This is a genomic window from Martelella lutilitoris, from assembly GCF_005924265.1.
Taxonomy (GTDB): domain Bacteria; phylum Pseudomonadota; class Alphaproteobacteria; order Rhizobiales; family Rhizobiaceae; genus Martelella; species Martelella lutilitoris.
Window position 1 is genome coordinate 197451 of record NZ_VCLB01000009.1, and the last position, 12556, is coordinate 210006.

At 60.8% G+C, this 12556-nt stretch carries 10 protein-coding genes; 4 read left to right on the top strand and 6 right to left on the bottom strand.

Features of this window, described 5'->3' with window-relative positions:
* Positions 1-81: 81 nt before the first annotated feature.
* Positions 82-255 carry a hypothetical protein gene (locus FF124_RS20620; RefSeq protein ID WP_187326986.1) on the bottom strand — a complete coding sequence of 58 codons (174 nt, stop codon included), beginning with the start codon at positions 253-255 and terminating at the stop codon, positions 82-84.
* 272 nt (positions 256-527) lie between these two features.
* Between FF124_RS20620 and mdlC the strand changes: the two genes are divergently transcribed.
* Positions 528-2132, top strand: coding sequence for a benzoylformate decarboxylase (mdlC, locus tag FF124_RS17130; RefSeq protein ID WP_138749695.1), 1605 nt, complete (start codon positions 528-530; stop codon positions 2130-2132).
* 64 nt (positions 2133-2196) lie between these two features.
* Here mdlC and FF124_RS17135 read toward each other — a convergent pair.
* Positions 2197-3301 (bottom strand): IS3 family transposase gene (locus tag FF124_RS17135; protein WP_138749696.1). Its coding sequence is split into 2 segments (ribosomal slippage): positions 2197-3042 and positions 3044-3301, totalling 1104 coding nucleotides; the frame shifts between segments, so codons are not numbered across the junction.
* A gap of 258 nt (positions 3302-3559) precedes the next feature.
* Positions 3560-4423, bottom strand: a complete 864-nt coding sequence (locus tag FF124_RS17145) for an NAD(P)H-binding protein (RefSeq protein WP_138749698.1) — start codon at positions 4421-4423, stop codon at positions 3560-3562.
* Positions 4424-4541: 118 nt separating this feature from the next.
* Here FF124_RS17145 and FF124_RS17150 point away from each other — a divergent pair, with 118 nt between their 5' ends.
* Together FF124_RS17150 and ampH are read left to right on the top strand one after the other, a co-directional pair.
* Positions 4542-5693, top strand: coding sequence for a LysR family transcriptional regulator (locus FF124_RS17150; protein WP_138749699.1), 1152 nt, complete (start codon positions 4542-4544; stop codon positions 5691-5693).
* Positions 5694-5796: 103 nt separating this feature from the next.
* Positions 5797-6900: a D-alanyl-D-alanine-carboxypeptidase/endopeptidase AmpH gene (gene ampH, locus FF124_RS17155; protein WP_138749700.1), complete on the top strand. Its 1104-nt coding sequence runs from the start codon at positions 5797-5799 to the stop codon at positions 6898-6900.
* A 326-nt stretch (positions 6901-7226) separates the two neighbouring features.
* Here ampH and FF124_RS17160 read toward each other — a convergent pair whose 3' ends face one another.
* The 3 genes from FF124_RS17160 to FF124_RS17170 form a co-directional block, all read right to left on the bottom strand.
* The gene (locus FF124_RS17160; protein WP_138749701.1) at positions 7227-8501 is read right to left on the bottom strand and encodes an O-antigen ligase domain-containing protein; all 1275 of its coding nucleotides are present in this window, start codon (positions 8499-8501) and stop codon (positions 7227-7229) included.
* Position 8502: 1 nt separating this feature from the next.
* Positions 8503-10047 (bottom strand): GumC family protein, encoded by a 1545-nt coding sequence (locus tag FF124_RS17165; protein WP_138749702.1) that lies wholly within the window; start codon positions 10045-10047, stop codon positions 8503-8505.
* Between the two features lie 118 nt (positions 10048-10165).
* The gene (locus FF124_RS17170) at positions 10166-10780 is read right to left on the bottom strand and encodes a response regulator (protein WP_138749703.1); all 615 of its coding nucleotides are present in this window, start codon (positions 10778-10780) and stop codon (positions 10166-10168) included.
* Positions 10781-11058: 278 nt separating this feature from the next.
* Here FF124_RS17170 and FF124_RS17175 point away from each other — a divergent pair, with 278 nt between their 5' ends.
* A complete protein-coding gene (locus tag FF124_RS17175; protein WP_210237489.1) occupies positions 11059-12414 on the top strand; it encodes a WecB/TagA/CpsF family glycosyltransferase in 1356 nt (451 codons plus the stop codon).
* Positions 12415-12556: the final 142 nt, after the last annotated feature.

Here is a 12556-nt window from a genome sequence, read left to right on the forward strand (position 1 = left end):
GCCCGGGATCCGGGCACAGAAAAAGGCCGGTGAAGTGTTCGCTTCACCGACCTCTGCTTTTCGGGTTTTCGTTGATGATGCCTATGGCACCCGGTGAATGGCTTTGGCGCCGATCAGGACCTGCGCCGCCTGCTCGATCATTGTTTCGAGGTGGATGAGCCCGCCCATAGCGGCATTGACGCCGTGGACGTCGATATCGGCGGTTGCCAGACCGGTGATCGCCCTGATCTCTTCGGCGCTGGCCTGCATAACCATGATAGGCTGTCTAATAACGTTCTGTTATTCCATGACAACTACTCTCCATATCAGTTCGCAGCATCGCTCCGGACAGGACGGAAGGCGAGCAATCGGATTGCTCATCTCGGCGGATGGAGAATCAGTCTTGGTGAGACCGCATGCAGGAGCGGCGAAAAAAAGACGTCGACGCCTTTCTTCAGCACTATGCTTTCAATCGTAACAATGGAATGTTTTATCTGGACTAACGGATAAACCGAATTTTCGCTGAAGCAACAATGGGAGGTCAGACAATGCCGACGATCAAGGATGAGACATATGAACTTCTGCGGCAGCTCGGTCTGACAACGATTGTCGGGAATCCGGGCTCGACCGAGGAGCCTTTTCTTGCAGATTTTCCCGATGATTTCGAATATGTGCTCGCACTCCAGGAGACCAATGTCGTCGCGATCGCTGACGGGCTGTCACAGAGCCTGCGAAAGCCGGTCGTGGCAAACATCCACACCGGCGCGGGCCTTGGCAATGCAATGGGTGCGGTGCTGACCGCCTACCAGAACAAGACGCCTCTCATTATCACCGCCGGGCAGCAGACGCGGGACATGCTTCTTTTGGAGCCTCTGCTGACCAATATAGACGCCGCCCAGATGCCGCGCCCCTGGGTCAAATGGTCCTATGAACCGAGTCGCGCGGAGGATGTGCCAGCGGCCTTCATGCGGGCTCTGGCCGTAGCGATGCAGCCTCCAATGGGCCCTGTGTTCCTTTCGCTTCCCCTTGATGACTGGAACAAGGAGGCGACGTTCCCGGCCGTCGTTCGAAGTGTAGCGACGCGCCAGGCCGGCGACCCGGAACGGGTTTCCAAATTTGCCAATACGATCAATGACAGCCGGAATCCGGTCGTCTTATATGGCGCCGATCTGGCGCGAAGCCAAGCGTGGGAGGCTGGAGTTTTGTTCGCCGAGAAATTGGGGGCGCCCGTCTGGACAACTCCGTTCTGCGAGCGCACCCCATTTCCGGAAACCCACAAGCAATATGCTGGGGTACTGCCTGCGGCAATCGGGCCGTTGTCGTCGAAACTCGAAGGCCACGATCTGGTGATCGTGGTCGGAGCTCCGGTATTCCGCTATTATCCTTATGTCTCGGGCGACTACCTGCCGGCAGAAGCCAGGCTGCTCCAGGTCACCGACGATCCAGACATGGCTGGCAAGGCTGCTGTCGGAGACAGCTTGCTATGCGATGCCAAGCTTTTCCTTGACGCGGTGCTACCGCAGATCGACAAAAGACCCTTGAAGAGTTCCGCGCCGCTTCGCGCTGCTCCCGAACCTGCCAGTCTCGAAGAACTACCCCTCACGCCGCCCGCGGTGATGTCGACCCTCGCATCTCTGATGCCGCAGGATTATGTCCTGGTCGAAGAGTGCCCTTCCATGGTGGCGGAAATGCAGAACCGGTTGCGTATCGACAAGCCGGACTGCTTCTACACCTTTGCTTCGGGAGGATTGGGCTGGGGGCTTCCGGCCGCTGTCGGACTCGCACTTGGCGAACGGGAGAGCGGACGGAACCGGCCCGTTGTGTGCCTAATGGGCGATGGTTCCTTCCAGTATTCGATTCAGGGGCTTTACACCAGCGCGCAGCAGAATACGCATCTGATCTATGTAGTGCTTCAAAACCATGAATATGGAATCCTGAAAGAATTCGCAGATCTTGAACACACCCCCAACGTACCGGGGCTCGATCTGCCCGGCATTGACATCGCCTCCTTGGCGCGCGGCTATGGTCCGAAGACAACTGCTGTCTCGAACACAGGCGAACTTGAGGCTGCGTTCCGACAGGCCCTTGATTACAAGGGAGCAAGCGTCATTGTTGTAGAGATGAGCACCAAGCTCGGATCCTTGTTGGGTTGAAGCCGGTCTCAGTTGCAGTGCGCTCATTTATTGGACCGCCGGATGTTGGATTTTCCGGCTTTGATCACGATGGCGGGCTGGCGGCGCCACGGGGATTATGCAACGCGATCGGGACGTTGTATCCGATCGCCGAATGAGGACGATCCTCATTGTAGTGTCTACGCCAATCCTCCAGCTTTTCGCGCGCATCCGCAAGGGTCATGAACCAGTTCGCATTCAGGCATTCCGAACGCAGCTTGCTGTTAAAGGCTTCGATAAAGCCATTATCGGTCGGCTTGCCAGGCCGCGAGAAGTCCAGCGTGACCTTGTTCACGTAGGCCCACAAATCGAGGTCGCGGGAGATGAATTCGCTACCATTGTCGACCCGTATCGTTTTCGGATAGCCGCCTTTCTGGCAGATTCGCTCTAGAGTTTGCACCACATCCTCACCGCGATAGGTAAAGCGCGGGTCGGTTGCCGGGCTGAAGCGGGAATGGATATCCACGATGGTCAGGATTCGCAGCTTCTTGCCCGCCGCGAACTGATCATGAACAAAGTCCATCGCCCATATATCGTTCGGCCCTATGGCCTCCTGGCGATCCTCGCGCAGCTTTGCCTTCACCCGGCGCTTCGGGTGCTTGTTCCTGAGCTGAAGCCCTAACGCCTTGTAAATCCTGCGGGTCTTCTTGATATTGACCATCCAGCCTTCACGTCGAAGGAGCACGTGAACACGCCGATAGCCAAACCGGACGCGTGTCTCGCATATCTCCTTGATCCGTCTTTCAAGAGCGGCCTGACCGATGCGACGGGACTTGTAATGGTAGGTCGAGGTGTCGAACGTCAGAACCTTGCAGGCCCGCCTGATCGACACCCCCCAATCCACCAGCATCCCATCCACAAGCTTGCGCGTTCGGGCAGGCCTTAAAGCTTTCGGCGGATGACATGCCTCGAAGCATCTCGCGGTCCAGCGTCAGGTCCGCCACGATCCGCTTCAGTTTCGCATTCTCATCTTCCAAAGCCTTCAGCCGGCGCATCTCGTCAGGCAGCAGACCCGCGTATTTTTTCTTCCAGTTGAAATAGGTCGCCTGACTGATCCCGGACTTGCGGCAAACCTCCGCCACAGGCACACCGTCATCCCCCTGCTTCAGAATAAACGCCTTCTGGGCGTCTGAAAACTTCGATGCCTTCATCGCTTCCACTCCTTCTCCCAGCCGGAAAAATACCGCGGAAAACTCCAACAGCAAACGGTCCAGTTCTCAGGGGGCAGAGCAAAAGTTTCGCGTTACCCTTTGGCGGGATGGTACTTTTCGCAACGCGTCGAAACGAGAAAAGCGCCGAGCTTTGCCGTTCGTTTCAGCAGCGAAGAAGGGACATATGAACGTAACCGAGCGGATCTGCATCGCGGGGACACGCATCCAGGTATCGGGCTCGCCTTGTCTGACAAATGATCAACGAAGATTGGCTTTCAGGAACGTGTCCATCGTCACCGGTGGTCGGCCAAGAATTTCGGCCAGGGTGCCATCAACCGCGGCGAATTCTCCCGCGCGTGCAGCACGATAATAGCCCATGGCTACGGCGATGGCGCCTGGCGGAAGGCCGGCATTCCGCAGTCTCGTTTCCATTTCATGCTCGCTCGTGAGGGTACGCCCGACGGGACGCTCCAAAATTTCGCCCGCAAGCGTGGCCAATTCCGCGAGATCCAGGGCCTGACTGCCGGTCAGAGGCGGGGTTGGCCCGTCGATAACGGCGTCTCCCGCCATGAGGGCGGCGTCAACGGCGGCCAGGTCGTCATGGGTCGTCCAGGCGACCTTCCCATCCTCCGGCGCGCTCAATTCGCCCGTTTCAAAGGCGCGCGCATTCATCGCAAGGGCGCTTGCAGCGTAGAAGCCGTGGCGAAGCGCGGTCCAGCGGAGTTTCGAGTCCGCCAGCATCTTCTCGGTGGCGGCATGGGTCCTGCCGGGAGGAAACTGAGAGGTCGGGGAGCTCGCCACCTGGCTTGTGTAGAAGACACGTTCAACGCCCAGTTCGCGCGCGACAGCAATCGCCGTCGCGTGCTGCTTCAGCGGATCGCCGCCCGTTGCGGCCGCATTCGAGGAGACGAGCAGCAGACGTTCGACGCCCTGCCAGGCAAACCGCAGGCTGTCGGCGTCATCGTAATCGCCCTGGCGCACACGAACGCCGGCCGCCTTCAGATCCGAGACCGTTTCGGGATCGCGGACGCTGATGCCTATCCTTTCAGCGGGCACGTGATGAAGAAGACTATTCACAACCTTGCGGCCGAGTTGGCCCGAGGCGCCGGTGATGATCAGCATAAGGTTTCTCCTGAACTTGATTTGTGGGCGGGCGCAACCGCCGCTTCATCTTCGGGAGACAAACTGGCTGTTCTCATTAACTTTGATAATCCAATATTTTTGGAATAGACTGTTCTCCATGAAGAACAATGTTTCCCCTGACGACCCGCAGGTCTTTCTGACGGTCCTCACCGAAGGCGGGTTCCGCGCCGCGGCCGGTCGCCTCGGTGTTGCTCCGTCAAAGGTCAGCACGACGATTGCGCGGCTCGAACAGCAGCTTGGCGTGCCGCTTCTTCTGCGCACGACCCGCAGCGTCAGGGCGACGGAGCAGGGACAGGCGCTGGCCGAGCGCGTTGCGCCCCTCCTGTCTGAGGTGAATGCGGCCGTGATGGAAACGGCAAATTCCAAAAACCTCGTGCGGGGACGATTGAAACTCAATGTACCGGGTGCTGTGATGCCTGATGTCCTGCCGCCGCTGCTCGGCGATTTTCAGCGCCGTCATCCGGCAGTGGAGGTCGAGCGCGTCGTGGAAAACGACCTTGTCGATATCATCGCGGCAGGCTGCGACGCAGGCATCCTCTATGGCGCCCATCTGGAGAAGGACATGATCTCAACTCGGGTCGGGCCCCGCGTCCAGCAGGTCGCGCTCGCCGCGTCGCCCGGTTATCTCGCCGAACGCGAACATCCGCGAAGGCCCGCCGACCTCCTGCGCCACGACGCCATCCGCTATCGCTTGCTGAGCGGGCGGCTTCTGCCCTGGGTGTTGAAGGACGGCGACCAGACTGTCGAAATAGAGGCCATCACGCGGCTTACATTGAGTGTGAACGCCTTGAATACCGGTCTCGCCATTGCCCGAAACGGATTGGGCATTATCGGCGCGTTCCGTAGCTGGCTTGAAACCGATTTCGCCGACGGAACGCTTGTTCCGGTTCTCCAGGACCACTGGACAAAACAGGACGGGCCGCGCCTGTATTATCCGAGCCGTCACGCTTCGGCCCCGCTAAGGGCCTTCATCGAGACCTGCCAGAGTTCTTCACGACAGAATTGCCGCCTCCGCCCGGAAGAGAAAACCGCTGCCCGTTCGGCGCAGGCCCACATAGGGCATGGTGACGAAGCAGACCACAGCGAACGCAAGTCCGACCTCCGCGCCGCCGACAAACCAGCCAATCTTTTTCGATTGCGGGCACTGAAGATAGCCTGTCTCGCTTCGCAGGCGGATCTGGACACGCAGGCATGTCGTCGAGGTGTATCGGGCGGAGCATGCGCGTATCGCGATGTATATCCTTGCTGAAATTGATGGTCTACTATTCGCGGGAAAAGACAGGGGGGCTGGAGGGTAGCATTGAAGGGCAACCCGAAATTCACCAATATCCAAATCGAAGACGGGGTTTCCGATGAAATACGCTCTTGCAGCAATCGCCATTCTGGCCGCAACGCCAGCCTTTGCCAATGACCCTCTGCTGGATGACGCGGTCGAATTCACAGGCCAGATTTTCCATCTCGACACCGGTGTTCCCGGGCTCGTCATCGCCGCCGTACGCGGCGACTCAAGCGCGGTGTTCGGCTTTGGAGAGGTCGCCAAGGGCAGCGGCCGGGAGCCGGACGCCGACACGGTGATCGGGGTTGGGTCCTTGACGAAGACATTCACCGGCCTTTCGCTTGCCTCCCTCGCCGCAAAAGGCACAGTTTCCCTGACGGAGCCCGTCGGGCCGCATGCCGGCGTCGTCGACGCCTTGCCCGAAAAAGACGGCCGGCAAATCCGGCTGATCGATCTCGCCACGCATTCGAGCGGCCTGCCGCGCGAGCTCGCGACTGTCGACGGCGCTGAGAAATACAGCGATGCATCCTTCGCAGCCAATCTTGCGGATAGTCCGCTGCTCTTTGCCCCGGGCAGCGGCGTTCTATACTCGAATGTCGGCTTCGATGTCCTGGCAATGTCGCTCGCCAACATTGCCGCAGAGCCCTATTCGGACCTACTGAAGTCAGAAGTCCTCGATCGCATCGGCCTCATGTCCACCGGCTATCCCCGCCCCGAGGGCGAAAATGCCATGGTCGGCTATGACTGGAACGGCAATGAAATTGATCCGGGCGACCCGATCGCAAACAGGTACGGCGCGTCCGGTCTTTATACCACGGCCAATGACATGTTGCAGTATCTGCGGTGGAACCTTGATCAGTTTGGCGAGGACGATGCGGAGGTCCGCGCCCTCAGCCACGCAGCCTGGCTGATCCGCGACGGGCTCGAACCGGTCTACGGCATGGATGAGTCCGGCCACATGAACGCCATGGGGCTTGGATGGGTCATCATGATGCCCGAAGGAGAACGGCCGCTGATCATCCAGAAGGCCGGGGGCACCAACGGCGTCTTCAGCTATCTCGCCTTTGCGCCGTCGCGCGGCGTCGGGGTTTTCATCGCCATCAACCAGTTCAAGTTTTCCGCCAGCACGGAAATGGCTCATATCGTCAACGATCTGATCACGATGCTCGCGCCACGCTGACCTGCGCCGGACAGTAAAACTCAAGCAGGCACCCGGCGACAGGGAAAGAAGCGCATGAGGAAGCAAGGCCATGCAGGCCAATGCATCCCGGCATTCCTGCGGATTGCGCTCGATCATGGCGAGGAACGGGACCAGGCCGAGCCGAAGCGCGGCAACAAGACTGACGAAGGTTATCGCGGTGCAAATTGCTCCGTCCGAAATTCCTTCAATGGCCTTGTTTCAAACGCAACTTCGACCGGCCGGTCCCTGAACCGGCGCGTAAGTTCGCCCTCCCCGATCAGGCTCCAGAGGCAGGTGCCCTTCACATCTTCATGGCTTAACTCTGCTTATCGGTTGGCGTTCTCCCGCATTTCCCGCGCATGGATGCCGAGCATCATCAATGCCGGCCAGAGGAGATAGGCCTCGATCTCGATGTTTTCGCCGAAGCTCAGCACGATCATGACGAAGACGATCGAAAGCGGCAGGCGGCCGCGCGGATGGCGCACGCAATCAACCAACACGATCGCGGTCTGGGCCAGAAGCGGCACCAGCATGGCCAGAAAGCCGGTCAGGCCTTTGACGAACAACAGGCCATACCAGGTATGGTGCGAGCCGATGGGCATGTATTCCACAAGATGCGGGCCCGGCTGCACGGTGCCGTGGCCGAACCAGTAGGCCTCCGACCAGCGCTCATAGGCGATGCGCTGCAGCGCTTCGCGCACGCGCGTGCTGTCGGCGCGGGCATTCTTGAAGGCGTAGATGCCGCCCTGGATCATGGTGAACACGGCGCCGCCGAAAATCGCCATCAGCGTCGCGAAGGCGGCGGCCATGCGCCAGGCATAGACCTTGGCGATCAACGGCAGCATGCGCGGTCCGACCGTGCAGACGACAACGCCGACGAGGCTCATGCGCGATTTGGTCAGCACGATCATGGCAAGGCCGGCGACGATGCCGCAAGTCTTCCAGAAGGGCTGTTTTTCTTCGAGCGCGAACGCGACCATGACAATACCGAGAAGCCCGGCAAAGGGCGACCAGGGCGCATAGAACTGCCAGCGTGGCGTCCAGCTGGAGGGATCGAGCGTGTAGAAATAGACCGAGAAATATTCAGGTCCCGGCCCGCCCACGGCCTTCAGCGGGGAGACGAAAATACGCTCCGGCAGGCCGATATAGGGGGCGGCGAACATCATCGGCAGCAGGATCAGCGTCCACAGCCCGATCACGCACTGGCCGCGGACGATGACCTCGCGCCGCACCTGCAGCACCGCGCCGGCGAGCGGAAACAGCGCCAGCAGCGCCCAGCCCTTGGCCCAGCCGATGCTGGACTTGATGGTCTGTTTCAGGCCGAGCCCCCACTGAAGATGCCCGCCCCAGAGCGCCACCAGCATGACCAGCATGCCGGCAATCCACAGCCAGACGATGAGCGGCACCGGTCCCGCCGGCCTCAGCGAAGGCCGCAGCGCAGGGCCGAAATAAAGCGCGATCACGGCGAGCGCGAACAGCGACCAGCCGAGAACCGGGCCGACGACGTAAAGCGCGCCGAAGGCATAGAACAGCCAGGTGAAGACCAGCGTCTTGTAGACGATGGCCTCCGGGATGTTTTGTGGCCGAAACGACAGGGTCATCTCACTTGCCTTCGGTAAAGAGGCGGACGGCACGGCCGAGGATCGGCTGACGGATCCAGGCGAGAAGCAGGCTGAAAAGCGCGAAGGCGCTGCCGGCAACGCCGCCGGCAATGGCGATCTTGATGTTGGGCGAGGTCGGCGCGTAGTCGATGGACGGGCTCGAAACGACCTGAACCATTGGGTAAGATGCGAAAATATCCGATTTCGCGGTGTTGATGCGGGCAAGCGCGGAAGCAAACACGGCTTCGGCCACCTTGTACTCGCGCTTCAAGGCGTCAAGGCGTGCGGCGGCATCCGAAAGGTTCCGAACCCGGGCTTCACCCTGCGCGAGCGATGCCTGTTTGGTCGCGATTTCGGCGGCAAGTCCGCGCGCTTCGGCGGCAAGCGACACCAGGCTGGACAACAGCCCTGCCCGCTGGCCATCGGCCAATGCATCCACCTCGCCGGCCAGTTCCAGCGTGTCGAACCCAGCGAGGACAACGCCGCGGCTGGAAAGCCGGTCGCGCAAACCGCTGACGCGATTATTGGCGCCGACGATCTTGGGATGTTTCGGGCCGAAATTGACCGCGAGCTTGGCGAGATCTGCACTGTCGCGCGCCAGAGTGTCGGCCAGGGTCACATATTGCGGATCGGCGCGCAGCTTGAGGATGATGGCGGCGATCTCCGGCGTGGTCTCGAGCGTCCGGCCAAGGGTCGCGATCCGCTCATGGAGCTCGTCCAGTCTCGCCCGGCTGGCCGCGATCTCGAGCTGCAGGTCCTCGTTGTCGGCGACGATCGCGTCATATTGTTCGTTGGACTTCAAGCCGCTGTCGCGCTGCAGGTCGGCAATCGCCGTGCGGGCGTCCTCAACCTTTGCCTGATAGGCATCGATCGCGTTGACGACCGAGCTCTCGCGGCGGACGATTTCGTCATTGCGCAGCTTGTCGAGCTCGAACAGGAAGGCGTCGAGCAGCGCCTTGTTGCGATCGCGCGCCTCTTCCGGCGATGCGCCCTTGAGCGCAATCTGGATGAAGCTGGTCTGATCGAGAAGCTTGATGCGCGGCTTGCCGAAGGCGGAGGCTTCCTGACCAAGCGTCTCGGCGGCGCGTTCGAGCACCTGCGGCGAGGATAGCAGGCTCTGATAGGTCACCGTCGGGCTCAGCGTCGAGCTGGAATAGGCCGAGTTGGCCGAGGATGACGCCTGACCGATATCGGAAAGGTTGATCGAGGTGGAAGCGCCGGCGCCCGGCAGGATCAGCGCCATATCCGACGAAAAGGTCAGCGGTGCGTAGCGGACGTAAGAGATCACCGGCGCCCAGATGGCGCCGAGCATGATGCCGCCCAGCAGGATATAGCGCGGCAGACGGCCGGCATCGCCCGGTTTGCCGCCGGAGGCCACGCGCCAGAGGCTGACCCGGCCGCCACGGCTCAAGTGAAGAAAACGCGGGATGCGGAAAACCGCGCGGAAGACCGCCTTCGCGCCCCGGGCGAGCCAGAAAACGGGCGTCAACAGGCGCGACAGGCTGCGCGGCTTTTCTGCAATGGTTTCGAATTCGCTGGTCTTCATCAAACGGTCCCCCGGTTCGAGTTCGCGTTTCTTATAAAGACCGCCTTATTCTTCAGGGTAACACGATGGCACTAGCGGCACGCCCTTTCGCGATCGCCCCTAGCCTTTCGGATAGTGTCTAGAACAACCCTTCATTCTTCGCGATCATCGCCGCCATGGTGCGGTTGCGCGCCTCAAGCTTGCGACACAGCGTCTTGACGTGAAGCTTGACGGTCACTTCCTGCAGGTCGAGCGTGCGGGCGATCTCCTTGTTGGAATGCCCTTCGACGAGGCCCCTCAGCACTTCCATCTCGCGTTTGGTAAGCTTCTCCTCCAGCGGATGGGCGGTCTTCTCTTCCTTCTCGGTCATAAACTGGACCGGCGCATATTGTTCGCCCGCCGCCATGAACCGCACGGCATGGATCAGCGATTTCGCCGGGAGGCTCTTCGGCAGAAATCCGGCGGCGCCGGACGCGAGCGCCTCTTCAGCCACTTCCCGCGATGCCGTGCCGGAGAGAATGGCGACCGGGCTGCCGAAATTGAGCTCCCTCGCCTTGGCAAGACCGTCCAGTCCGTTCATGCCGGGCATCGAATAGTCGAGCAGGACCAGATCGAACGGCCCCTCCTTGTTCATAAGTTCGGCCGCGCCGTCAAAATCGGCGGCCGCGGAAATCCGCAGACCCGGCTCGTTCGACAGGAAGGCGCATATGGTGTCGCGCACCAGTTCGTGATCGTCCGCTATCAATATCTTCATGAGCTTCCTCTTCTCATGATCTCCGCCGCAAATTTCATCCATAGCTTAAAAAGCGCTGTCCGGCCACCATTGCCGGGCGTCGTTTAAACCTAGGGGGCAGGCAAAAGCTCCGGGACCTGCCTTTGGGCTAGGTACGCTATGCGAAAGCGCAGAATGTCATTTCGGCGGCGCAAAAGCCTATGCTTCCGGAAGGCCCTCCTCGCCTTACTCGATAAGGCACGGCATCATCCCGCACGGCATCTTCTCCTCAACAGCAACACGCATCGATGGAGAGGCAGATGGCCGCTTTCAAAACAGTTTCGCTTTTCGGACTTCCGATTGTCAGCGCTTCCCAGAGGCAAGCGGTGGCCGGCATGCTCAGCGCGCCGCAGGAAAAACGCACCGCCGCATTCCTCAACGCCCATTGCATGAACACGCACAAGGACGATGCATCCTATCGCTGGGCCGTGAGCAAGGCGGACTACCTTCTGCCCGACGGCTCCGGCATGAAGCTTGCCGCCAAGCTTCAGAACAAAAGCTTTGAAGCCAATCTCAATGGCACCGATCTCTTTGTCCCTCTTTGCCGGGAAGCCGCGCGGCTTGGCCGATCGATCTTCTTCTTCGGCAGCCAGGATGGCGTTGCGAATGCCGCGGCGAACCGCGCCTCGGAACTCGCGCCCGGCCTGAAGATCGCCGGCACACGCCACGGTTTTTTTGCCAAGGACGATGAGGCCGGCATCATCGACGCGATCAATCGCTCCGGCGCCGATATCGTGCTGGTCGCGCTTGGCGTCCCCTTGCAGGATGTCTGGATTGCCCGCAACCGCCACAAGCTTGATGCCGGTCTGGTCATGGGCGTCGGCGCCCAGTTCGACTTCTTTTCCGGCCGCGTCGCCCGCGCGCCCGTCATCTTCCGCAAGGCCGGATGCGAATGGGTCTGGCGGCTGATGATGGAACCGCGCCGGATGGCCAAGCGCTATCTGGTCGGCAATTTCCGCTTCGTGTTCAATGCCTGGCGCGAGGCCCGCGCCGTGCGTGCCGGGGCGACGGCGACAACGGCTGTGCGCGGAAAACGCCTGCTGGATATCGCGGTTGCCTCCTCGGCGCTGATCATGCTCTCTCCGCTGATGGCGAGCACGGCCCTCGCCGTGGCCGCAACCTCGCGCGGGCCTGTCTTCTTTCGCCAGACCCGTGTCGGCGAGAACGGCAAGCCTTTCACCATGCTGAAGTTCCGATCGATGTATCGGGACGCGGAAGCGCGGCGTGCGGCCCTGCTGGAAACCAGCGACCGGGAAGGCATCTGCTTCAAGTCGCGCACCGATCCCCGGATCACGCCGGTCGGCCGGATCATGCGCAAGCTCTCGATCGACGAACTGCCGCAGATCATCAACGTGCTGAAGGGCGACATGTCGATCGTCGGCCCGCGCCCGGCGCTGCCGCAGGAAGTCGCCGCCTATGCGCCGGAAGCCATGTCGCGGCTTGCCGCCAAGCCCGGCATCACCGGCCTTTGGCAGGTCTCGGGCCGCGCCGAGATCGGCTTCGAGCGCATGCTGCAGATGGACAACGCCTATATCCGCTCGCGCAGCATCGTGCTCGACCTGACGATTATTGCATTGACTGTCCGGGCAGTTTTCTCAGGGCGGGGCGCCTACTGACGAAGCATCGGTGAAAGACGGGCGCATCGTGATCGGCCGTCTTTCTATCCTTTCGTATAGCTAAACCATCCATGTTTGCATGCCCTGCGCGCCGACGTTGGAGTAATTTCAACGTCACCACCTCCGCTTTTCAGGAAGGCAG